Below are 22,540 nucleotides of genomic sequence, written 5' to 3'. Positions count from 1 at the left end.
CCACATCCTTTTCCTTTACTAACGTTACTTTTCTCACTAGGCGGAAAGGATATGAGTTGTAATGATTTCCTTGTTACTCATACGGATCAATATCAAAGAGTTCTTTGTAAAGCGATTTAGCTTCTTCATAGCTTGCAAACACAGCATCGTCCTCTGCGAACGGATGATAGGTTTCATAAATAAACAGGGAAAGCTCGCCTTCATGGTATGGATGGTGCACAATTTCGGCTTCCTTTATGTGGGCTACATTGGCGGCGTGCGGATTTCTGTAGATCACATAAACAGTATCTCCTGCGTTAAATTGGTTTGACATACTATCCCTCCTAGCCATGTTATTGTGTCCTTCTATACCCTTACTTATGAAAAAAACCAGACAGGCCGGAGGCCGTCTGGTTTTTGTACATTACTTGAAGGTTTCTTTTACGAACGCGACAACTTCTTCTGTCGTGCTCATAGATAAGATTTTCTCTTTGAATGACTCAGCTTCTTGTTTAGACAATTTGCTGATCTGTGTTCTTGCCGGAAGAATAGACGTTGCGCTCATTGAGAACTCATCTAAGCCTAAGCCGAGAAGGATTGGAATCGCAATCTCGTCTCCTGCCATTTCTCCGCACATGCCAACCCATTTTCCTTCTTTGTGTGCTGCTTCAATTACCAGTGTAATTAAGCGAAGGATTGCCGGGTTGTATGGCTGATACAGGTAAGATACACGTTCATTCATACGGTCAGCTGCCATTGTGTATTGGATCAAATCGTTTGTTCCGATACTGAAGAAATCAACCTCTTTAGCAAACTGATCAGCGATGACTGCAGTTGACGGAATCTCAACCATCATTCCGACTTCAATATCGTCAGATACAGCCTGTCCCGCTTTTACGAGCTTTTCTTTCTCTTCAAGAAGGATCGCTTTTGCTTCTTTGAATTCGTTAACTGTCGCAATCATAGGGAACATGATTTTCAAGTTTCCGTATGTACTTGCACGAAGCAGCGCGCGAAGCTGTGTTCTGAAGATTTCTTGCTCTTCAAGGCAAAGACGAATCGCTCTATATCCCAGGAACGGGTTCATTTCTTTAGGAAGCTGCAGGTAAGGAAGCTCTTTGTCTCCGCCGATATCAAGTGTACGCACGACGACTGATTTTCCTTCCATACGCTCAAGAACCGTTTTGTAAGCATCAAACTGCTCATCTTCTGTAGGCAGCTGATCTCTTCCCATGTAAAGGAATTCTGTACGGTAAAGGCCAACTGCTTCTCCGCCGTTTTCAAGAACACCTTTTACATCATCAGGAGTACCGATGTTCGCTGCAAGCTCTACATGATGTCCGTCTTTTGAGACAGTCGGTTCATTGACAAGCTTCGCCCACTCAGCTTTTTGAGCCAAATAAGCATTATGTTTTTCTTCATACTCTTTTACAGTTTCCGCAGATGGGTCAATAATGACATCGCCATTGATACCGTCAACGATAACAGTCACGCCGTTTTGGATCGTGCCTGTAGCCGCTTTCGTTCCAACAACTGCTGGAATCTCAAGAGAACGTGCCATGATGGCAGAGTGAGATGTGCGTCCGCCGATATCAGTAGTGAATCCTTTTACGAACTCACGGTTTAATTGGGCTGTGTCAGACGGTGTTAAGTCTTCAGCTACAATAATAACCTCTTCTGAGATCATGCTTGGGTTTGGAATTTCGACGCCAAGCAGGTGGCCGGTTACGCGTTTTGTTACATCGCGGATATCTGCCGCACGCTCTTTCATATATTCGTTGTCCATAGATTCAAACATGGTAACGAACATAGAAGACGTTTCTTTTAAAGCGAATTCAGCGTTCACTGAATCAGTGCTGATTTTTTCTTTCACAGGGTTCAGAAGCTCAGGGTCACTGAGAACTAAAAGGTGAGCAGAAAAAATATCAGCTTTATCCTGACCCAGTTCTTTCAAAGCGTGCTCTTTGATTTTTTCGAGCTCTTCTTTTGAACGTGCAATCGCTTCATCAAAACGGCTTACTTCCGCTTCAGAATCAGAGATGTTTTTCTTTTCAACCGTTAAATCTGGCTCTTCAAGCCGGTATGCTTTTGCAATCGCGATGCCGGCTGAAGCACCAATCCCTTTTAATTCTTGCATTACTCGCCGAGTCCTTCGCTTTTCATTGTTTCTTCTAAAGCGTTAAGAGCATCGTTTTCGTCAGCTCCGGAAGCAGAGATTGTGATCTCAGCGCCTTTAGCGATACCTAAAGACATAACACCCATAATAGATTTAAGGTTAACTGTTTTGCCGTTATATTCTAAATTAACGTCAGCGTCGTATTTGCTAGCAGTTTGTACAAGAACTGTCGCAGGACGAGCATGGATTCCAGAATCTGCAGTTACTTTAAATGTTTTTTGTGCCATTTTTATCATTCTCCTTTTAACTTAAAGCTTTATTACTTCACAATATTATATCATACAACCGTACTTGTCATCTGACAAGCACGGCGTACTAACACCCTTATTTTTCAATCTTCACAATATCTTCTTGTTCTCTGTTGACTGAACCGCTTGCTTTAATGCTGACTGTTTCTCCTTCAGCAAGGTTTGTAAATACAATCGGTGTCATGAGAGATGGTACATTCGGTTTGACTGCATCCAGATCAACTTCAAGAAGTTTTTGTCCAGGCTCAACGCGGTCTCCTTCTGATACGAAAGACGTAAATCCTTCGCCCTTCAGGCTGACGGTATCAATACCAAAGTGGATTAAAATTTCTCTTCCGCCGTCGGATTGCAGGCCGATCGCATGTTTCGTCGGGAACACATTGAGAATTTTTCCACGAACCGGTGATACGACAATTCCTTCAGAAGGGAGAATCGCAAAACCGTCACCCATCATTTTCCCTGAGAAGACTTGGTCAGGAACATCCGTAATCGGGTGAATTTCCCCGGTAATCGGAGAAACGAAAACTTCCTCGCCGATTTCATTTTGCAGCGGTTCTGCAATCACTTCCTCAACCTGCTGGCCTACTTCCTCTTGAGCAGATGTTTTCGGCTCAGGTCTAGGCTTGCGTCCCGCAATAATGTCTTGCATTTGCGTTTTTAACCCGTCAGAACGCGGTCCGAAAATAGCCTGAATGTTGTTGCCGACTTCCAGCACTCCGGAAGCGCCAAGCTGTTTCAGACGGTCTTTATCAACCTTTTTCTGATCGTTTACAGTCACACGCAGACGAGTGATACAAGCATCAAGGTGTTTGATGTTTTCCTGGTCACCCATTGCCTGCAGAATCTCATAAGGAAGATCCCCTGCTTCACCTGTTTTCCCAGGTGCTGCTGTTTCTTCCGCAGCATCCTCGCGTCCAGGTGTTTTCAGATTAAATTTGCGGATGGCAAATCGGAATCCAAAGTAGTAAATGACCGCTAACCCTAAGCCGACAGGGATGACAAGCCACCATGCCGTCCGGTTTGGTAAAATACCGAATAGGAAGTAGTCAATTAAACCGCCGGAGAATGTCATACCAATCTTAACATTCAACAGCTGCATGACCATGAATGAAAGTCCCGCAAACACACAGTGAATCGCAAACAGGACTGGAGCAACGAATAAGAAAGAAAATTCCAATGGCTCTGTGATCCCCGTTAAGAAGGATGTCAAGGCCGCTGAACCCATAATACCTGCAACAAGTTTTTTGTTTTGCGGTTTTGCTTCATGATAAATGGCAAGCGCCGCAGCAGGCAAACCGAACATCATAAATGGATATTTACCTGTCATGAACGTACCTGCCGTTAACTGTACGCCGTCTTTAATCTGCGCCATAAAGATACGCTGATCCCCGCGGATGATTTCTCCTGCTGCACTCTTATAGCTGAAGAATTCATACCAGAACGGCGAATAGAAAATGTGGTGCAATCCGAATGGGATAAGCGAACGTTCAATCACCCCGAAGATAAATGCAGCAAGGGTTGGATTCGCTTCCACTAATCCTGTTGAAAAGGCATTCAATCCATGCTGGATCGGAGGCCAGATCACTAACATAATAAGACCCAGAATCAGTGCAGAAATTGACGTTACAATTGGAACGAAACGTTTACCCGCAAAGAAACCAAGGTATTGCGGCAGTTCAATTGTGTAAAATCTGTTAAACAATAATGCAGCTAACACACCGACGATAATACCGCCGAACACCCCTGTCGCCAGGGTAGGTATACCTAGCATGTTTACATATGCAGGATGGTTTTCCGTAAAGAACTTGGCTCTTTCAACTGAATCCGAAGGAATGGTTCCGTTTGCAAGAAGAACCGCACTCATGGATACATTCATTACAAGATAACCGATAATTGCTGCAATCCCTGCAACTCCATCACCATTGGCAAGCCCGATGGCTACACCTACTGCGAAAAGAAGCGGAAGGTTATCGAAAACAATCTGCCCAGCGCTCTCCATCACACCTGCTACAAGCTGAACATTGTCATTGCTCAAGAAATGCAGGACCTGAATCATGTCCTTATTTTGCATCGCATTCCCGATCGCAAGCAAAATACCCGCAGCCGGAAGGATCGCAACTGGAAGCATAAGCGCACGCCCAATTTTTTGAAGAACGCCGAATAATGCTTTAAACATAAGAATTGACCTCCTCTTTTTACTAGTCTGACCTTACAGCTAAAAATCATGACAACGAATTCACAGGCGTAAGTCTTCCAGTTTAACCGTTTACATTTGCCCTTTTACACAACAAAAAGGCATGAGCAAAATTGGGTGCGCAAAAGAACGAGAATGAACTTCCCGTTTTTTCCCCTCAATCACTCATGCCTGATCGAATCAGTAACACGTTATAAGGATAAACTGAATTTATGAAATTTTATTGGTTAATCGGTACAGATGAAGCGTCAGATAAACCGCTTCCGCCTCATGAACTGGTTTCTTCAATGTTTGCTGCAAGATTTTAATCAATTTCCAAGCTGTATTGTAGCATAGCGGATATTCATTTTTCAATAACAACATTAATTTTTCTGGTTCTTTAGTCGGTTCTTCCTTTTTAATTCTTTCTATTGTAAATCTGATATGCCTGATCAGCCGCAAATAGTTGACACTTTCCTTATTTACTTTCATTTGAAATGAGTCTTCAATCACCTCGACAAGCTGCGCCATGAGCTGAGAGTGCTGATTGACCTCGGACAGCGGACGGTTTGTCAACGCTGAATGGATATGCAGAGCGATAAAACCAATCTCCCCTTCCGGAAGGCTGATTCCCGCTTTTTCATTGATCATATCTATGACTTCTTTGGCAATTTGGTACTCCTCAGGATATAGTGACTGAGTCTCCATTAGAAATGGATTTTTCATATCAAATCCCTGCTGCTGCCTTTTGATCGCAAATGCGATATGGTCTGTCAACGCAATGTGAATATGTTCATTTAATGAGTGATTAGTCCTATTGCTTATGTGATAGATGACATCGTTTGAAATATCAACGAGCTTTTCATCAACATAGTCAAGGAGCTTTTTAAACTGTTTTTGTTCCTTCTCGTCTTTTAAAATGAACATTTTATCGTAGCCTTTATCTTCAATGACATCATCTTGTTTTTTTCCGAAACCAATACCTTTTCCGATTAAAACGACTTCGCTGTATTTATGATGAGAAGCAATTAATACGTTATTATTCAGTACCTTTTTCACTGTGAAGGACCCATTCACGATCCTCAGCTCCTTTGTCATTCAATACCTCATATCGTACATAACGAACAGAATGCACGTCAAACCTTTTTTCAATGCATTCACTAAACAGTCGATCTTTCGACGAGACGGTAATCCAGAACTTTCCTTTCAATCGGCTGTCCTTGAATTCTTTTTTCCAGTATGGCAAATGCCTGCTTTCCCATTTCCCTTGTCTGAATATCGATCGTTGTGATTCCAAGCGCTTGGCTGATTTCGTGGTTATCAACGCTTAAGATTGCAAGCTCATCCGGTACTGACACCCGCTGGTTCTTTGCTTCAAGAAAAAGCCCTGCTGAGACTTGGTCATTGGCAACAAAAATAGCCGTCGGCTTTTCCTTCCACGTATTCCATTTATGAAAAAGAGCCTTCCCATCATTGATTGTAATCGCTTTCTCGATTACCCAGTCTTCACGAAATGCCTCACCGATCTCTTCCAATGCCTCTTTGTAGGCTTTGATTCGAAAATGACTGTTCATGCCTTTTTTTCTTGCCAAACAGATGGCTATTTTTTTGTGCCCTTTGGCAATTAAATAGTCCAAGCCGTTCCGAAATGCTTCTCGATGAGGAATGCTGATGGTTGGGAAGCGGGCATTATCTGAATTCTGGCAAAGCAAAATCGGGCCCTCCCATTCCATGAGTTTCTCATCAGCAAGCGCCTTTGAGCAAAAAATCAGGCCGTCAACCTGGCGCTGCTTTAATTGGGACAGCGCAAAGATTTCTTTTTGTACCTCATAGTTTGTTTGGAATAAAGAGAGGTGAACCCCGGATTCCGCGGCTGCGTCGGCTATTCCTGCAATCAGCTCTGCAAAATATGGCAGATTAACCGTCGGCAAGACAACACCAATCATGTTTGAAAATCCTTTCGACAAATGTACAGCGTGAATATTTCTCGTGTACTCCAATGATTCCATTGCCTCAAACACTCTTTTTCGTTTGTCTTCACTGACGTATGGATGATTGTTTATGACTCGGGAAACCGTTGTAACAGAGACACCGGCTTTCTCTGCAATGTCTTTAATATTAGCCATAGATTCCCTTCTTTCTAAATCCCCTTGATCTGGAATGCGTTTCATACAATATGATATGGACGTACCAGATATCTTTTTGTGTTTTTAGCTGAAAGGAGAAGATCACATGGGTTTCTTCATTTTAATTGGGTTATGTCTCACTGTTCTCGGTGGCAGCTGTCTTGCTGTAAAACCTCTCAACCAAAAACATGAAATTAAACCCTTTCGAACATTTGATGATTTTTTTATTTAATGCAGATAAAAAAGGACGATGTCGAGAACAAAGTCCTTTTTTATTTCTTATTACGGCAGTATGATTAATTCCTTTGGATATTGGGTCAGAGCAACTGCCCCGTCCTTTGTTACGTGAACGTCATCCTCAATGCGCACGCCGCCGATTTCAGGCACATAAATCCCCGGTTCGATCGTGTAGACCATGCCTTCCTGCAGCAGTGTATCGTTGGCCTGGCTCATTGATGGATACTCATGGACAGAAATTCCGAGTCCATGCCCAAGCCGGTGAGGAAAATAGTCACCGTATCCCGCTTTTTCAATGATTCCGCGGGCGGTTAAGTCCAGATCTCCGATTCTCACACCGGGTTTGCTTGCCTCAATCGCGGCTTTTTCCGCTTGAAGTACAGTCTCGTAAATGGCCTCCTGCTTCGGATTGATGGTTTTGTAAGCAAACGTTCTTGTAATATCAGAGCAATAGCCGTCAAGAATAACACCGAGATCAAATAATACAAAATCACCTTTCTTCAACGTGGCTGTACCAGGATTTCCATGTGGCTGGCCTGATTTTTCTCCGAATAAAACCATTGTAGAGAAAGACATGCCCTGAATTCCTTTTTTCTTCAGCTCATACTCAATTTGAGCGAGCACTTCCACTTCACTGATGCCTTCACGCAAAGCGGCTGTGCCGACTTCAACACCGTAATCCGCAAGCTTTGCCGCCTCTTTCAGCAAACGAATCTCATTGTCTTCTTTAATCAGGCGAAATTGATTGAGTGTTTCTTCTGCTGAAACAAATTGAGCCCCGCCAGTCGCATGCTTCAGCTGTTCTGCACGTGATAGCGAGATTGAATCCTTTTCTACCGCAAGCGTATGTATGCTGATATTTCGCTTTTTCAAGGCCTTCTCTATCAGCTCCCACGGATTTTCGTGATCCGCATAGCCAATGATTTCATGATTCCAGCCTGCGTTGCGGGCCTGTCCTGCTTCCATTCCTGGACAAACAAAGAAAGGCTCCTCTTCTTGAAAAACAAATAACCCCATTAATCTTTCATGCGGCTCTGTGTAAAAACCGGTTAAGTAAAAAACATTTTCTTTTGTATGAATAAATGCGGCAGTATGCCCCGCTTCCTTCAGCCATGAAGAGACGCGTTGTATTCTATTCACTTCTTGTTCCTCCCTGCCATTTGCAATGCATTGTTCTGTCTTCCATTGTAACAGGTTTTACCGGTGTTTGCCTTTCACGACGCCTTCATTTTCTGATGCATTTTATTTCCTGCTCCTCTTCCTGTATACTGACAGTAACGTTCAATCGCAGGGGGGTTGTTCCGTTTGCTGATGAATTTTTTCAGACGAAAAGCAGTTATGCTCTTAACGGTTTTGGGAATTTCCGCTCCTTTTATCGGGATGAAGATGGTGGGCTTTTATTATTACAGCTCTATCATAGGCTGTGCAGCGGGTTTCCTTTGCTGCATCCTCGCTCTCATCCTGGTTATGAAAAGATCTGATAAAGACAAAAATGAAGGGAAAGCTTGATACATAAAAAGCCAGCAGCCTGATTAGGGCTGCTGGTTTTATTTTAGGAGTCTTAAACCGTTTAGTATGACCAAAATCGTGCTGCCCTCATGACCAATCACGCCAAATGGCAATTCCATCACCTGCAAAAAGTTTGCACAAATCAGCAGGCAGATTACAGCTAGAGAAAACACGATATTTTGTTTGATGATCCTGTTCATTTTCCGAGACAAGCGGCACATGTTTACGAGCTTTTTCAAATCGTTTTTCATGAGGACCATATCAGCGGTCTCAAGTGCTACATCTGTTCCGCCGCCCATCGCAATGCCGACATCCGCCGCTTTGAGTGCCGGCGCATCATTGATTCCGTCACCCACCATTGCAATCGTTCCGAATTCTTCTTTTAACCGTTTGATTTCATTCACTTTTTGGTCAGGCAGGCATTCTGCTACGACAGTTGTCATGCCGGCTTCCTTGGCAATCGCTTGAGCCGTGTCTTCGTGATCTCCTGTCAGCATGGCCGTTTTAATCCCAAGTCGGTTCAGTTCTTCCATGACCTCTTTTGCTTCAGGCCTGATTTGGTCCTTCAGTGCGATACAGCCTGCTATTTGATCATCCTTTTTCACAAATACAATTGTATGACCGCTTTGAATGACATCTGATGCTGTTTGTTTCAAAAATTGTGCTGCCATTTCCTCGCCGATAAAACCTGCTTTACCGACCTTCCATTTCGCACCCGACACTTCTGCCATAACGCCAAACCCTGAGGTTTCTTCTATAGATATGTAGCCGGACTGATTCACGCCGCGGCTTTCAGCGTACGCCGTTATGGCTTGGGCGAGCGGATGGCTTGATTGCATTTCGATGGCATAGACAGCCTCAAGAACTTCCGCTTCACTGAATCCTTCTGCTATTCTAATCGTCTCTACGGCAGGCTGGCCTTTTGTTACAGTGCCGGTTTTATCAAAGGCGATCATTTGCACTGAGCCCAGCTGTTCAAGAAAGACGCTTCCTTTCACAAGCATACCGTTGCGGGCGCCATTTGAAATCAGGGACAGCGCCGCCGGCATAATAGAGGCGACAAGCGCACAAGGTGACGCGACAACCATAAACACCATTGCGCGGTAGAAGGTTTCACTCCAGCTCCAGCCCAGCGCAAAGTGCGGGACGAATAAAAGGAGCGCCACCGCAATTAGCACACCTTTCACATAAGCATTTTCAAATCGTTCGATGAAAGCCTGCGCGGGTGAAACACTATTTTGCGCTGATTCAACCAGTTTGATAATTTTTCTGAATAACGAATCTTCATTTGCTTTCGTGACACGGACAGTCAAGGAGCCATTGCGATTCACCGTTCCTGTGAATACAGCGTCGCCTCTGTTTTTTTCTACAGGCATTGATTCACCTGTTAAAGCCGACTCGTCAAGACTTGTCGAGCCCGATTCAATGATACCGTCTGCCGCTACGCGTTCTCCAGGTTTGATCACAATCATATCACCGGCCTGCAAGTCTGAAACCGGAACTCTTTTGGTTTCACCATTGACCATCAATGTCGCTTCTTCAGGCTCAAGCTGCATTAAAGACGTTAAATCTCTGCTGCTTTTATTCATCGTGTATGTTTCTAAAGCTCCGCTTAAGGAAAAAATAAATATTAAAATAGCACCCTCTGCCCAGTATCCGATCAAGGCGGAACCAACGGCAGCGAAAATCATTAAAAGTTCTACATTCAGCGTTTTGGATTCGAGTGTTTCTTCGATTCCTTCCTTTGCTTTAGCAAATCCGCCGATCACAAAAGCCAGCAAGAAAAGTATTATGGATAATACCTGATATCCGGATAAGAGCCAGCCTGCCAAAATAAGAGCGCCTGATACAAGTGCTGCAATAAGCTCCGCGTGCTGTGCCCAGTTTTTTTCCCTCTTGTCTGTTTTCAATGGCTCATGCGGGTCGCGTTGAACGATAACTTGTTCATTCATATCGAATTCTCCTCTCTAATTGAGAACGTAAATCATCTTCATTTCTCTTATAAAAACAAAATCGCTGCCCAAAAGGCAGCTTTATCGTCAGTTATTTCTTGATGTCTTCCTTTATTATAGCACGCACGAAGAGAATTTCAATTATAATTATTTTAATTTCTTTTTGATAATAATTATCATTAATGTTTATTCACTTCTTCTCTATATGAAAAAAGCTGAGAGTCGATGCTCTCAGCTATTCTTCCGTCCATTCCTTCAGTTGTTCCGCCGTCATCGGGCCAATTTTTGTTTTTTCAATTTCTCCCTTTTCATTCAGCAAAAATGATGTTGGGATCGTGATGATATGATACTCCTTCATCAATTCCCCTTTTGAGTCAAGGACAATTGGAAACGTCAGCTTGTTCGCTTTAATAAAGTCTTCAACGACTTGCTGATTTTGTTCCGAATTCACTAAATTCACCGTTACCAGCTTTACACTGTCGGATGGATGGGCATCATAAAACGATTGAAACTGTGGAAGCTCCTTTTTGCAGGGCGGACACCATGACGTCCAAAAATGGAGAATTGTTTTTTGCCCTTTATTCGGAATCGAGATGTCCTCCCCTTCTATCGTTTTCATAAGAAAAACAGCGGGAACAGCAGGCTGTTTTTCCTCAGCTTGTGCCGCACATGGAAACCATGCAATCAACCCTAATAACATAATGTATATAGTAAGCAAGCGCTTCGTCAACATGGAATCTTCCTTTCATGCTTTTCAATTAGCTTGCCCCTGCTGTTCCTTTATCATCCTTCAATTCGCGGCGTTCTGGTCCCACCCGTAAGAAATACGGATACCTTCAATGCTTTGCAGATCGTGGCATAGTGCAAGCTCGTCAAAAGAATCATGCCAGTGTTCATTCCAAGGATAATCCCGAGCATTTGCAGATTCTCCATTGATCCCAGTACATACATCATACTTAGCGCAACGATATGGCTCCACACATTGTGATAAAAAGCCTCTTTCACAAAACCCATCCCGATTAAGCACGCCTGCAACGGCATGACAAACAGATGAAAGAGAAAGTAAGGCCACAACAGCTGCAAGTAATACTGCGCTTCAGGAGAGTGAAAAAACAAATGCGTGAGAGGTCCCGCAAACTGGAACATGACCCAGACGGCAGGTATACCGTAACCTAATGTAATGAAAATCGACTGCTTCAGCCTTTTTAACACGATGTCATACTGAGAAAGTGCATAAGCTTCCGAAATACTCGGTATCATGACGACCATTAACGAATGGGCAATAAAAGCAGGGAACGACCCTATCGTCACAGCCACTCCTGCCAGCATTCCGTATTGATCGATCGCCGCTGTCCCGGCAACGCCCGCAGCCAAAAGAGCTCCTTTTACTAAAAAGGGTTCAATTGCATTGACAACCGCATGAAAAATACGCAGTCCTGTTGTAGGAATTGAAACAGCAAGCAGTCTTTTCCTTACATCCTTTCCGCGCAAATGAATGTGCTGCTGGCCGGATAACGCCCGCCTTGCCATGATAAATTGTGAATATAAGTAAACAAGCACGACCACATCACTCACGACTAGAACAAACAAGGAAATCAGCACAGCCATGTCCAATTCAAATGAGTACCATTGAAAAAAGAGGAATAAGCACAAGAGCTGGATGATTTTTTTCAGCACATTGGCAATTGCGATCTTCCCCATTTTCTGCACACCCATAAAGTAGCCCCTGGCGATTGAAGTAAAGGCGACAACAGGAATTAAGCCGATGACAATCCCTTTAATAAACGGGTGGTATGTATCAAATACCGGAATAAACGGAAGCGCAATACTAGCGGCGACAGTAGAAAAAGCAGTAAAAATGGCTGTCATTCTGAAAGCGTGCCTCAGCATGCTTTCATGAAGCTTAGGATTTGACTCGGCAATGAATTTAGAAATGGATATCGGCAGTTCCAGGCTCGCGATGACAATAATTAAAAAGATCGTGGGCAAAATACTCATGTAAAGCCCCATCCCATGCTCGCCAAGCTCCCGCGCCAAAATCATATTGACGACAAATTCAAGGCATTCAGCGAAAAAGGCGGCAATGGATAAAAGAATGATCCCTTTCACAAATCGATTCATGATGTCTCTCCTTGTCTCTTGTACTACCAACATCATATGAGACAAGTTCAAAAATTATTTTATTTTTACTCTTTATATGAAAAAAAGCACAGCTGAGACAAATTGTCTCTTCTATGCTTAGACGGCAAAAACGTGTCTGCCGATTTTTTCTACGATTTTTCTTGAACGAATCCAATTATCTGACGCTGTTTTCGGATTATAAAAGAATATGGCATCTGTTTCTCTATTTTTTGAGGACAGCGCTTCTTCGGCAGCTTCAATCGATTCTTTATCAGGCTTTTGGTTAATGCTCCCGTTTGCGACCGGTTCAAAGGCGTTTTTCTGATAAATAACTCCTCTTATCGTATCAGGAAAACCTTTTTTCTCCGTTCTGTTCAGTACAACGCTTGCTACAGCGACCTTGCCTTTATATGATTCTCCTTTGGCCTCTGCGTGAACGAGACGGGACAGCAACTCTTTTTCAGACTGTGTATATGTTTCTTTCTCATCATTTGTTTTGTTCGGTTTATCTTTCTCTTTCTTTTCAGTGTGTGCTGATAGCTTAATCGGTTTTATTTTCTTGTCCTTATCAGCAGACAGTGAAGGGAAAGATTCATTCGTATTTCGATCTATATGTGTAAGCCATTTCGCTTCTTCATGTTTTGTCTTCTTTGCGCTCAGTAGTGAAGCTTGTGTATGCTCAATTTTGGCTGCAGGCATGAAACAAAGAAGAAAAACAGCCAGAGCAGTGAATTTCGTTGTCATACAGTTTCCTCCTTAAAGTGCTCCAAAAAACACTTCATAACCTTAACAAGAGATCCATTCATTTTCACGGAAAAAGATTTTCCAACTCTCCCAAGGAGGTATCAGGATGGAATAAAGAGGATGACTCACTGCTTAATGGCAAAAAAACAGTCTGAAATTCTATAAATATTGTCAAATTAAAACATGTTTATCCATCTTTGACACTTTACATTTTATTTACGCCTGTTACAGACAGCTGTAATAAAAGGCTTGTATTCTGTCATATATGATAAAAAGGCTTCTCACGTATGAGAAACCTTCAGCTTCTTGGCTGTTCTAAGTATTGAAAGATAACATCTCCGCCTTGCTGGGCAATTCCTCGGAAATGTTTAAAATCATCTTGTTTAGATAACACGGCCCTGAAATCAAGAAAATGCTCTTTCTGGACTCTCAGTTCGTTTATGGCGCCGGTGCGCAGCTGTTCAATCATTTCTGTTATTTCTTCGGGACGCAACAAAAATTCCCCCCTTTTCTTTCTATCGACGAAAATCAATATATCATCTTTATAGCGACAGAACAATTCATAAGGGAGATAAAACTCCTTATCGCTTTACTTCTCAATGAAAATACTGCAAAATACTTTCAAAAGGCATTATTATGTTTAAAGGAGAGGAAGCTTGTGAAAATCGCTAAGGTTGGGAATGTCATTGAATTTAAAAACGGATTAACCGGTGTTGTTGAAAAAGTAAATGAGAATTCTGTTATCGTTGATGTGACGATCATGGATAACTATCGGGATCTTGAGTTAGATTCATTGACAGTTGTTAATCATAAAAATTATAAGATCATCAGAGACTCCTATTAAAACCTCCTTATTTCCACATTTATTCAAAAACTGCAAGACGGACAATTTAACACCTTACATATGAAATTCGCTTTCTCAAAAGCTGCCGGCCGGCAGCTTTTTTACATAAAAAACACCGATCATGAATCGGCGTTTTTGTCTATTTCCGTTATTTCTATATAGAACTCGCTGACGGCCCCTGGTTCGTACAGGTTGGTCAATGATGTTGAATAATTTGTCATTTCCCCCCGGAAGGCAAGATCGCGTTCCGGAACCTCGACATTAAACGTTTTTTCATACAACAGGACAGCGATATCATGGTAAGTCTCACTCGTAACGTTTAAGGTAAATGCAATTTTTCGCTTCGGCTCGCTCTCCTCTTGATATGCAGCCATTTCTAACGTTACATTGTTTAACCGCAATGTCTTCACTTTATATCACTCCTTTATAGTCCATGCATCTTAGCATACCTTAGCGAATGTTTACAATGAATCTGTTCTTAACGGTTATATGAACCAATTCATTCGAAAAGACACCTTTACAAACATACGTTCGTTAAATTATAATAAAACAGACGAGCTGCCATCCAGCATCCCGTCTTTTCATTAGAAAGCGGCGAGTGGAATTCCCCCCGGATTCGCTCGTCTTTTTTATGTAAAAACCCCCTCATTTCTGCGTACCTTGGCGCCTTGAATTTCCCCATCCTTTAATGAGAGCGGTCAATCAATTCTCATCATGTTTTTTAGATAAACCAGCATCCATTCAGGAAGTATATGAGTGTATGCTTTTAAAGTTCTAGTTTGCGCTTCTATATCGATCCTGAACAATTCTGAATGAAATGCAATAATCCTGCTATTAAGGTACATGTGTATGACTTAAATCATGGAAGCAGAATAAATTCAACACATCCGTAATTACTTGAAATGCGTACTTAACATAAGTTTGAATGTGTATTTCAAGCCCAATGTAATGCCTCGTATAGAACATTTCGGGAGAAGGGCCTATGGAATGCCCTCACTGTTTTACCCGCACTCGTAATAAACTCCTTTCAGTATGTCCATTTAGAGATTCATTGCAATTATCTTCGAATTTTGTTCTGAACTATAAATCATTATATATTTTTAAACACTGTATTCCAGACTGACACATCTTCTTGTCCAAGACTCCAGCTGCCAAGACCTTTCAGATTATATTTTTGAGCGAGTTTTATTTTTGCTCTGAGTGACTGTTCATTTTCAAACCATAATGTATATGTTCCCGAAGGCAACGGCCCCTTGTTATCGTGATTGACAGTAAAAATAGCTTTTGGAGATTGACTCTTGGTGTCAAAAATAATTGTCCCGCTATGCCTTTTTACTAATGAGTCAACAAGGTAAAGGGGAATGGCCTGAGAGGCAGATTGGCCTTCCATCCAGCAGCGGCCATAGAATGGCAATCCTAAAACTAGTTTTTGAGGAGAGATTTTTTGGGTCAGAACATATTGAATGGACTTTTCCACCCATCCTACACTTGCGGTAGGCCCAGCAAGGCGGCTTTCATCATAGGCCATAACCATAAGATAATCTGCATATTTAGCTAAATACTCGTAATCATATGATCCGTGCCAGCCCTTCGTCCAACCAAAAGGATTTGCCGCCACTGCAACTGATATTTCTTTATGTCTAGGAATACTTTCCCTTACCAATCTAACAAAATCTGTAAATAGATTCCGATCTTTTTCTGTAAGGTTTTCTATATCGATATTAACTCCGTCCAAATCCAGTTCTTCTATTGCATGAGAAATTTGTTTAGCTAAAAGAACTCGGTTCATTAATGCAAATCGTCCCAAATCCTGATCCCAATGATTGCTTAGAAAAGGAACTACTTTTAATTTTCTTCTATGAAGAGCTTTAATCACATCGGGATTAGCTGAACGGAGAAGTAATGATCCATCTTTTCTGATATAGAAAAAATCAGGAGACACAACATTTAATACTCCGTTCGTTTGATCAACGTGTTGAATAAAATCCCATCCTAATCCAGAATAGAAATAGCTCATTTGAAACATCTCATAACCCCTTCATCCCCAAAAATATCAAGTTCCCCACAAATAAAAAAATGAGGATTGTCATTTCAATTTGATTCGCTTCCGAAACCTCAAAGATTACCTTTCTCTTATCTTTATAATTTGTCCAGGATAAATTCTGTCTGAAGAAAGCTTATTAAGATTCATAAGTTGTTGTACCGGAATTTTAAAGGATTTGGCAATCGTCCATAATGTATCGCCGGATTCCACATGATACACTTCGTATGTTACGGGAAATTCCATATAACGAGGCGTTCTTTTTACTTTATTCGCTTGATTTCTTATTTTAGGTATTTTCCCCTTCATTCATATTACTCTCCTTTAGAATAATTTGTTATTAATATTTCTAAACAGTTTCTCTCTAATCTTAATGATTTGTCCAGCATATATTTGATCTGATTTGAAATGATTAAGCTCCATGAGTTGCTGCAGGGAAACATTATACTTCCTGGCAATTATTGATAATGTTTCACCGGGAGTAACATGATGGATCACGTATTTTTCTTTGAGAACATCTACATAATGAATGGTTTCCCCTAAGTTTCTTATAATTCCTCTGCTTTTTAGCACCTCAAGCATTCTCTCGGCTCTATGCCGATAGGAATCATTCTTTACAGCCTTTTTACCGTTTATCTGAATCTTTTTTCTCTCGCTATCATGATTCAAATAGTATTTAACCTTTTCCAAAGTTTCTTTTGGGGAGGAAGAAACGATGAGATCGCGGCCAGGTTTGAATTTATCTCGAACTGCTGGTGTATCCGATGTCAATAAAAACCCCCCGGAACCAAGAATCTCATAGGTGCGTTGCGTAAGTTGGCTTTCACAGTTTTGCAAACCGATAACGACTTTTGCTGAACTGTAAACTTTATATGCTTCAGTATAATCAAGGTATCCATGGATCCAATTGGGGGGAATTTCTCTTCCTATATATTTACTCATTTTTTCCCAGTTTCTCCCCCAAAAATCAATGCGAATACCCTTCCGTATAAGAGGACGAATAAGCGTTTTTAAAGAGGACGAACGGAACACTTCCGGATGTTCTTCAAGAAAATTAGGGTAAGCATTAGCCACCACTGCTATATCACAACTGTATTTTGCTAATGGTTTAATCTGGTGATGTATACTTTCGTGAAATGCAAAGTCTAAGTGAGCTGCTTTAATCCCCATGCTTTCATAAGTTTTACACAGAGAAGGCGTAACCGTGAAAACAAAATCTGGTTTCATCTTCTTAATTAACGGGATAGTAAAGTTTTGAGTGTGCAGCGGGTCTTCAGTTGCCCAATAAACGAGAGGGATATTCACCTTTTTAGTAGCGTTGCGAATCCAGGCCTGCTTTTCCCTTGAATGCTCTGGTGTCCATCCCATAGATACTATTAGATCTGGTTTAAATTCGTCTATCATTTCAGTGATATTTTCCCGACTTACAGGACCGGAAATCATTACGGTATGTCCTGCTTCCCTAAACCCATTCGGTAAACCATAGAGCCACATGGGATGACTCTCAAGGAAAAGAATTTTCACACATTTCCATCCTCTCTTTCACTTTTTAATGTCTACTTTATTGGTATGTATATGTAATATAACTTGTCGCGGTACTAGTCTATAAAAAAACGTTCAGGTGTGAGATCACGTGATAGCTTGTGTGGGATGCCCCACAAAAAAAGAAAGCAACCTACAACATATTTTCCTATGTGGTTATTCAGGACATAAGGATTCCTTTAAATATTTTCAAAAGTATTAGAATACAAGGACAGGGATATTATTTTTTATTAAAAGTCAAGAGCCCCCGTTACTTTAAGTACATTTATTCACAAAGTAATCTTTTTTACAGGTCATTTAGTGGTAGCCCCAGGAAAATGCGAATTTACAACGTTAATCAAATTCAAACATAAAAAAGTCGAATTCCCTGTCCTTTAAGGAAAACGACTTTTTTATGCGACTTCTTCAAGTAAATCCCCATTAACCTTTTTTGGGGACTATTTGTAATCTCTGCGCAGTGAAATTATACCTGTGCTAGCCCGCCATCTACGAACAATTCAACACCCGTCAAGTAACTGCTTTCGTCTGAAGCAAGGAAAGATACAGCGTTTGCTACTTCTTCAGGTGTCCCAACTTTTCCAGCTGGAACAGTATTTCTGCTATTTTCCAGTACCTCTTCAAGTGCATCACCAAAAAGCTCATCGTAGGCAGGTGTAAGAATACCTCCTGGACTAACCACATTTACACGGATTTCAGTACCTTTTAGGTCAAGAATCCAGTTGCGAACTAGTGCTCTTAATGCTGCTTTAGATGCTCCATATACACTAAACGCTGGGTTGCCAATTGATCCAGCAGTAGAGCCCGTTACAATAATAGAACCTACTTTGTCCGGGAATAGTGATAATGCTTTTTGAACAGTAAAGATGGTTCCTTTAACGTTAATGTCGAACGTTCTATCAACCTGCTCTTCGGTAATTTCACCTAATGGAAGGAAGTTGCCGATGCCTGCATTAGCAAAAAGAATGTCCAACTTACCTTTTTCCTGCTTTATAATGTCATATAGTTTGTCTAAGTCTTCAAGCTTAGAAATATCACCTTGAACACCGGTTACGTTCTTGCCAATTTGGTTAACAGCTTTATCAAGTTCGTTTTGTCTACGTCCCGTGATATAAACATATGCACCTTCGTTTACAAATTTTTGTGCTGTAGCAAGACCAATCCCACTTGTTCCACCCGTTACAAGCGCTATTTTACCTTCAAATTTACCCATACTTAACACTCCTTTTGAATTAATTTTATTTTATGTCTAGTACCTTTAAGTACTTGAAGAACAACTTACAAGATATAGTATCCTTCAGTAAGCACATTATCGGAAGTACCCACTTTTTTGTGATATAGTAACTAAAAAGTAATAAATGTGGAATGGAGAGCTTTAGACATGAAAAAAAAATTTAGTTGTGGGTTTGAAGTGACAAAGGAAGTTATTGGCGGAAAATGGAAAGGCCTTGTATTATACTTTTTAATGAATGGACCAAAGAGAACGAGTGAATTAAACCGCATTATCCCAAATATAACTCAGAAAATGCTGATTCAAACACTTAGAGAGCTTGAAGCCAGTGGACTTGTGAGCAGAAAGATGTATAATCAAGTACCGCCGAAGGTTGAATATTCATCCACTGAACTTGGAGAATCTCTTAAACCTATCTTACAGGAGCTCTGTCAATGGGGAAGCCATTATGCGGAGCAAGAGTATGCAGAAGGTGAATATGAAATTGTACAACCAGAACAACTAAGTTAGGATTGATGTAGCTGCTGAAGTAAATGCTAAACAACTTCAATACCATCACCTAACAGATGAAGAACAGTCAGAAATAAATCAGATATTCAATTTTGAAAGTGAAGTTCTAATAAGAAGTGTCGATTATATTCAGGAGAACTTTGATGAAATTCAAAAAAGAGCTGTTTCAAATGTTAAAGAGAAGATTCAGAAACTTAGCCAAAAAATAATGAAGATATTGATAATAATATTTAATGCCTATGATCTCTAGATAGGCATTTTTTCTTTCGGATAAAAAAGAAAAGACGTACAAATTGTACGCCTTAATCTGCTTCTGTACTATCAATTTTTCACTGCATAAAAGTCACAGTTCAGGTTGCACCTCAGGTCACACTTTTTAATAAAATTTCCATGAGTAGAGCCATTTTCAGGTTTGACTTTTCCCACTTTTATTGAGCTTAGTGCGGGTCACACTCCGGTCACAATTCGCTGTGACTCGGTCACAATTCCGCTGAAAATTAGCACTGAATGTTCGGATTTTACTGTGACTCCACTTCGTTTCACACTCCGTATCACACAACGGAATAATTAACGATTATCAATCGTCTCCGGATACAAGTCATGATTCATCATGCGGTACTCGGCCATTTTCTCATATTTCGTGCCAGGTTTTCCGTAGTTTGTGTATGGATCGATGGAAATTCCGCCTCTTGGCGTGAATTTGCCCCATACTTCGATGTAGCGCGGGTCCATTAATTCAATCAAGTCATTCATGATGATATTCATGCAGTCCTCGTGGAAGTCACCATGGTTTCTGAAGCTGAATAGATACAGCTTTAATGATTTGCTTTCAACCATTTTTTCATCAGGAATGTAGCTGATGTAGATTGTCGCAAAGTCAGGCTGCCCTGTTTTAGGACATAAAGATGTGAATTCCGGACAATTGAATTTTACAAAGTAGTCACGGTTTACATGTTTATTAGGGAAGGATTCCAGCACGTCCGGTGCATATTCGAACAAATAATTTGTACCTTGGTTGCCTAGCAATGTTACACCTTCTAATTCTGATTCTTTTCTTGTCGTCATGTTCATCTTCCTTTCTATTATACTCCGCGTTTGTTGCCCCATAACAGGGTGTGCAGCTGCGGGAGCACTCTGACGAGATTCAGCTCCGCATCGACAGCTACCTTATCAACAAGCGCTTCATATTTTCCAAGCAAATGTGCAATCAGTGACTGATCATCTGTCGTATGCACGTCATCATTTCCGACTTGTAAATAAAACGGGATTCCCGGATACCGCTTGTGCACAGTTTTGGCAAATTCCAGATCTTCATCATTAAAGATGACAACCTTCAAGCTGACAGCATGCTGTCTATCATTCTCTTGAAGTGAAGTTAAAATGTGGTCAAGCTTTTGAAAGTTCGTTACCATTTTTGAGCTTGGCGGTTTTGGAGAAATTGTCAGGTCATCAATCAGCGTAAACCAATCCTGATAAACGGTCCCTTGAGTTTCAAGCGCTGCACGGATGTTATTTTCCTTCAGCAGTTCAATAAAAGCATCCAGCTGTTTTAACAGAGCCGGGTTACCGCCTGAGATCGTCACATGAGAAAACGCGTCTCCCCCAATGTCCTTAAGCTCCGCAAAAATCTCCTCCGCCGTCATCCAGCGAATATCTTTTTTAGCAGACCCGTCCCAAGTGAAAGCGGAGTCACACCAGCTGCAGGAATAATCGCAGCCGGCTGTCCGGACGAACATCGTTTTCTGTCCGATCACCATGCCTTCTCCTTGAATCGTCGGGCCGAAAATTTCTAATACAGGAATTCCTTTAGCCATTCAAACCACCCTTTTTCGGACGGTAGACACAGTAGCTTGTCGGTGTTTCACGGACAAACACCTGTACACAGGTCGGCTTATTCTCCAAAGTGTCTAAATAAGCCTGTACGTTATCATAAATCGTTTTCGCCACGACTTCAGTTGTCGGCAGCGAATACCGGTCGTCCTGAGAAAAATCTTCATGATCATTTAATAGCGTGTGATCATAGTTTCCGTGCACCAGTTTTTTGAGTACGCTGAAATTGACAAGAAAGCCTGAATCGTCAAGTTCGTCGCCGGCAACGGTTATATTTACGGTATACGTATGTCCGTGAACCCTGCTGCACGCTCCCGCACTTTCCCGAGGGATAAAATGAGCGGCTGAGATATGCATGTCCTTATTCAGTTCAAACGAATAAGGATGCTGGGCCTGCGGATAAATTTGAGATAACAATTTATGCACGCTCTCCTTTCATCATCATATATTCTTCATAACCTTTTGAACGAAGGTGACATGCCGGACATTCGCCGCAGCCGTCGGCGATGATGCCGTTATAGCATGTCAGCGTGTTGTTTTTCACAAAATCCAGCGCGCCAAGCTCATCTGCAAGCTTCCACGTTTCCGCCTTATTGAGCCACATGAGAGGCGTGTGGATCACAAACGGCTTCTCCATCGCCAGATTCACCGTTACATTGCAAGATTTCACGAATTCGTCACGGCAGTCAGGGTAACCGCTGAAGTCTGTCTCGCAAACTCCTGTAATAATGTGGCGCGCGCCAATTTGGTAAGCCAGGATAGACGCAAAGGATAAGAATACCAAATTGCGGCCTGGAACGAATGTGGATGGCAGTTCGCCGTCTTTTACTTCTATCTCAATATCATTTCTAGTCAGGGCATTCGGTGCAAGCTGATTTAAAAGTGACATATCAAGCAAATGATTTTTCACACCAAGCTTTTCCGCAATGGATTTTGCCACTTCAATTTCCTGCGAATGTCGCTGATTATAATGAAAAGTCACCGTTTCGACTTCTTCGAATTCTTTTAAGGCCCACAGTAAGCATGTTGTGCTGTCTTGGCCGCCGCTAAATACGACAATTGCTTTTTCTTTTTTCATGATTCCTCTCCTTCTCCGCAATAAAAACGCCGGCGAGAGACATCGCTACAGCTAATTCACGCAAAAAAACACCTTTTTTCGGAAGGTGCTCTAGAAAAACATAAAAAAGGCCGTATCCAAGGATACAGCTCGTCCTTAGTTTTTTATAGAGGGTGTAGCTAGAACCTCTCCCGCATATCGCACGGATTTTCTTCAATTTTTT

Annotated in this window: 24 protein-coding genes and 1 riboswitch; of the genes, 3 read left to right on the top strand and 21 right to left on the bottom strand. The window is 41.6% G+C overall.

The window, feature by feature from the left end; translation table 11 throughout:
- Positions 1-73: 73 nt before the first annotated feature.
- The 7 genes from splA to papB all read right to left on the bottom strand — a co-directional run bounded on the left by splA (position 74) and on the right by papB (position 8,079).
- Positions 74-313, bottom strand: coding sequence for a splAB operon transcriptional regulator SplA (gene splA / locus M1D65_RS07520; protein ID WP_003218644.1), 240 nt, complete (start codon positions 311-313; stop codon positions 74-76).
- A gap of 90 nt (positions 314-403) precedes the next feature.
- Complete coding sequence (gene ptsP, locus M1D65_RS07515) at positions 404-2,116, bottom strand: phosphoenolpyruvate--protein phosphotransferase (protein WP_003218638.1); 1,713 nt, start codon at positions 2,114-2,116, stop codon at positions 404-406.
- A complete protein-coding gene (locus M1D65_RS07510; RefSeq protein ID WP_003154654.1) occupies positions 2,116-2,382 on the bottom strand; it encodes a phosphocarrier protein HPr in 267 nt (88 codons plus the stop codon). The genes ptsP and M1D65_RS07510 overlap by 1 nt, the downstream gene beginning before the upstream one ends.
- A 97-nt stretch (positions 2,383-2,479) precedes the next feature.
- Positions 2,480-4,579 carry a PTS glucose transporter subunit IIABC gene (ptsG, locus tag M1D65_RS07505; protein ID WP_070548889.1) on the bottom strand — a complete coding sequence of 700 codons (2,100 nt, stop codon included), beginning with the start codon at positions 4,577-4,579 and terminating at the stop codon, positions 2,480-2,482.
- A 228-nt stretch (positions 4,580-4,807) separates the two neighbouring features.
- A complete protein-coding gene (glcT, locus tag M1D65_RS07500; protein ID WP_124073179.1) occupies positions 4,808-5,674 on the bottom strand; it encodes a glucose PTS transporter transcription antiterminator GlcT in 867 nt (288 codons plus the stop codon).
- 62 nt (positions 5,675-5,736) lie between these two features.
- A complete protein-coding gene (locus M1D65_RS07495; RefSeq protein WP_086343779.1) occupies positions 5,737-6,702 on the bottom strand; it encodes a LacI family DNA-binding transcriptional regulator in 966 nt (321 codons plus the stop codon).
- A 282-nt stretch (positions 6,703-6,984) separates the two neighbouring features.
- Positions 6,985-8,079, bottom strand: coding sequence for a di/tri-peptidase (gene papB, locus M1D65_RS07490; protein WP_015252203.1), 1,095 nt, complete (start codon positions 8,077-8,079; stop codon positions 6,985-6,987).
- A 165-nt stretch (positions 8,080-8,244) separates the two neighbouring features.
- Here papB and M1D65_RS07485 point away from each other — a divergent pair, with 165 nt between their 5' ends.
- Entirely contained in the window at positions 8,245-8,448 is a 204-nt protein-coding gene (locus M1D65_RS07485; RefSeq protein WP_014476643.1) for a hypothetical protein, read from the top strand.
- Positions 8,449-8,486: 38 nt separating this feature from the next.
- Here M1D65_RS07485 and pfeT read toward each other — a convergent pair whose 3' ends face one another.
- From pfeT to M1D65_RS07460, 5 genes are all read right to left on the bottom strand, one after another.
- Positions 8,487-10,400, bottom strand: coding sequence for a metal-transporting ATPase PfeT (gene pfeT, locus M1D65_RS07480; RefSeq protein ID WP_014479642.1), 1,914 nt, complete (start codon positions 10,398-10,400; stop codon positions 8,487-8,489).
- A 235-nt stretch (positions 10,401-10,635) separates the two neighbouring features.
- Positions 10,636-11,133 (bottom strand): sporulation thiol-disulfide oxidoreductase StoA, encoded by a 498-nt coding sequence (gene stoA, locus M1D65_RS07475; RefSeq protein ID WP_014479641.1) that lies wholly within the window; start codon positions 11,131-11,133, stop codon positions 10,636-10,638.
- Between the two features lie 50 nt (positions 11,134-11,183).
- A complete protein-coding gene (gene ykvU / locus M1D65_RS07470) occupies positions 11,184-12,521 on the bottom strand; it encodes a sporulation protein YkvU (RefSeq protein WP_014476640.1) in 1,338 nt (445 codons plus the stop codon).
- Between the two features lie 117 nt (positions 12,522-12,638).
- Positions 12,639-13,265: a cell wall hydrolase gene (locus tag M1D65_RS07465; protein WP_015252205.1), complete on the bottom strand. Its 627-nt coding sequence runs from the start codon at positions 13,263-13,265 to the stop codon at positions 12,639-12,641.
- A gap of 298 nt (positions 13,266-13,563) precedes the next feature.
- Positions 13,564-13,758, bottom strand: a complete 195-nt coding sequence (locus M1D65_RS07460) for a hypothetical protein (RefSeq protein WP_003218622.1) — start codon at positions 13,756-13,758, stop codon at positions 13,564-13,566.
- A gap of 165 nt (positions 13,759-13,923) precedes the next feature.
- Here M1D65_RS07460 and M1D65_RS07455 point away from each other — a divergent pair, with 165 nt between their 5' ends.
- Complete coding sequence (locus tag M1D65_RS07455) at positions 13,924-14,109, top strand: YkvS family protein (RefSeq protein ID WP_003232446.1); 186 nt, start codon at positions 13,924-13,926, stop codon at positions 14,107-14,109.
- Between the two features lie 119 nt (positions 14,110-14,228).
- Here M1D65_RS07455 and M1D65_RS07450 read toward each other — a convergent pair whose 3' ends face one another.
- The 5 genes from M1D65_RS07450 to M1D65_RS07430 form a co-directional block, all read right to left on the bottom strand.
- A complete protein-coding gene (locus tag M1D65_RS07450; protein ID WP_003245399.1) occupies positions 14,229-14,519 on the bottom strand; it encodes a YkvR family protein in 291 nt (96 codons plus the stop codon).
- A 680-nt stretch (positions 14,520-15,199) separates the two neighbouring features.
- On the bottom strand, positions 15,200-16,135 hold the full coding sequence (locus M1D65_RS07445) for a glycosyl hydrolase family 18 protein (RefSeq protein ID WP_064671321.1): 936 nt from the start codon (positions 16,133-16,135) through the stop codon (positions 15,200-15,202).
- A 96-nt stretch (positions 16,136-16,231) separates the two neighbouring features.
- A complete protein-coding gene (locus M1D65_RS07440) occupies positions 16,232-16,459 on the bottom strand; it encodes a LysM peptidoglycan-binding domain-containing protein (protein ID WP_017695061.1) in 228 nt (75 codons plus the stop codon).
- A 15-nt stretch (positions 16,460-16,474) separates the two neighbouring features.
- On the bottom strand, positions 16,475-17,674 hold the full coding sequence (gene ykvP, locus M1D65_RS07435; protein ID WP_029317720.1) for a spore protein YkvP: 1,200 nt from the start codon (positions 17,672-17,674) through the stop codon (positions 16,475-16,477).
- A 481-nt stretch (positions 17,675-18,155) separates the two neighbouring features.
- Entirely contained in the window at positions 18,156-18,902 is a 747-nt protein-coding gene (locus M1D65_RS07430) for an SDR family NAD(P)-dependent oxidoreductase (RefSeq protein WP_003245309.1), read from the bottom strand.
- A 168-nt stretch (positions 18,903-19,070) separates the two neighbouring features.
- Here M1D65_RS07430 and M1D65_RS07425 point away from each other — a divergent pair, with 168 nt between their 5' ends.
- Positions 19,071-19,430: a winged helix-turn-helix transcriptional regulator gene (locus M1D65_RS07425; RefSeq protein WP_161621542.1), complete on the top strand. Its 360-nt coding sequence runs from the start codon at positions 19,071-19,073 to the stop codon at positions 19,428-19,430.
- 567 nt (positions 19,431-19,997) lie between these two features.
- Here the strand turns inward: M1D65_RS07425 and queF are convergent.
- Genes queF through queC form a run of 4 tightly spaced genes read right to left on the bottom strand, consistent with a single transcriptional unit; the run spans position 19,998 to position 22,338 of the window.
- Positions 19,998-20,495: a preQ(1) synthase gene (gene queF / locus M1D65_RS07420; protein ID WP_003218613.1), complete on the bottom strand. Its 498-nt coding sequence runs from the start codon at positions 20,493-20,495 to the stop codon at positions 19,998-20,000.
- A 17-nt stretch (positions 20,496-20,512) separates the two neighbouring features.
- A complete protein-coding gene (gene queE / locus M1D65_RS07415) occupies positions 20,513-21,244 on the bottom strand; it encodes a 7-carboxy-7-deazaguanine synthase QueE (protein ID WP_003232460.1) in 732 nt (243 codons plus the stop codon).
- Positions 21,237-21,686, bottom strand: a complete 450-nt coding sequence (gene queD / locus M1D65_RS07410) for a 6-carboxytetrahydropterin synthase QueD (RefSeq protein ID WP_003232462.1) — start codon at positions 21,684-21,686, stop codon at positions 21,237-21,239. The genes queE and queD overlap by 8 nt, the downstream gene beginning before the upstream one ends.
- Positions 21,679-22,338, bottom strand: coding sequence for a 7-cyano-7-deazaguanine synthase QueC (queC, locus tag M1D65_RS07405; RefSeq protein WP_032725593.1), 660 nt, complete (start codon positions 22,336-22,338; stop codon positions 21,679-21,681). Before queC ends, queD begins: the two co-directional genes overlap by 8 nt.
- Before the next feature lie 129 nt (positions 22,339-22,467).
- Positions 22,468-22,512, bottom strand: a riboswitch (PreQ1 riboswitch).
- Positions 22,513-22,540: the final 28 nt, after the last annotated feature.

The sequence above is a fragment of the Bacillus sp. JZ39 genome (assembly GCF_053903145.1).
This window is presented reverse-complemented; position numbering and strand designations above follow the sequence as displayed.

Bases quoted from the DNA above. Each gene is read 5' to 3' on its own strand.
- splA (WP_003218644.1), bottom strand. From the start codon at position 313: ATGTCAAACCAATTTAACGCAGGAGATACTGTTTATGTGATCTACAGA.
- ptsP (WP_003218638.1), bottom strand. From the start codon at position 2,116: ATGCAAGAATTAAAAGGGATTGGTGCTTCAGCCGGCATCGCGATTGCA.
- M1D65_RS07510 (WP_003154654.1), bottom strand. From the start codon at position 2,382: ATGGCACAAAAAACATTTAAAGTAACTGCAGATTCTGGAATCCATGCT.
- ptsG (WP_070548889.1), bottom strand. From the start codon at position 4,579: ATGTTTAAAGCATTATTCGGCGTTCTTCAAAAAATTGGGCGTGCGCTT.
- glcT (WP_124073179.1), bottom strand. From the start codon at position 5,674: ATGACAAAGGAGCTGAGGATCGTGAATGGGTCCTTCACAGTGAAAAAG.
- M1D65_RS07495 (WP_086343779.1), bottom strand. From the start codon at position 6,702: ATGGCTAATATTAAAGACATTGCAGAGAAAGCCGGTGTCTCTGTTACA.
- pfeT (WP_014479642.1), bottom strand. From the start codon at position 10,400: ATGAATGAACAAGTTATCGTTCAACGCGACCCGCATGAGCCATTGAAA.
- stoA (WP_014479641.1), bottom strand. From the start codon at position 11,133: ATGTTGACGAAGCGCTTGCTTACTATATACATTATGTTATTAGGGTTG.
- ykvU (WP_014476640.1), bottom strand. From the start codon at position 12,521: ATGAATCGATTTGTGAAAGGGATCATTCTTTTATCCATTGCCGCCTTT.
- M1D65_RS07465 (WP_015252205.1), bottom strand. From the start codon at position 13,265: ATGACAACGAAATTCACTGCTCTGGCTGTTTTTCTTCTTTGTTTCATG.
- M1D65_RS07445 (WP_064671321.1), bottom strand. From the start codon at position 16,135: ATGTTTCAAATGAGCTATTTCTATTCTGGATTAGGATGGGATTTTATT.
- M1D65_RS07440 (WP_017695061.1), bottom strand. From the start codon at position 16,459: ATGAAGGGGAAAATACCTAAAATAAGAAATCAAGCGAATAAAGTAAAA.
- M1D65_RS07430 (WP_003245309.1), bottom strand. From the start codon at position 18,902: ATGGGTAAATTTGAAGGTAAAATAGCGCTTGTAACGGGTGGAACAAGT.
- M1D65_RS07425 (WP_161621542.1), top strand. From the start codon at position 19,071: ATGAAAAAAAAATTTAGTTGTGGGTTTGAAGTGACAAAGGAAGTTATT.
- queF (WP_003218613.1), bottom strand. From the start codon at position 20,495: ATGACGACAAGAAAAGAATCAGAATTAGAAGGTGTAACATTGCTAGGC.
- queE (WP_003232460.1), bottom strand. From the start codon at position 21,244: ATGGCTAAAGGAATTCCTGTATTAGAAATTTTCGGCCCGACGATTCAA.
- queC (WP_032725593.1), bottom strand. From the start codon at position 22,338: ATGAAAAAAGAAAAAGCAATTGTCGTATTTAGCGGCGGCCAAGACAGC.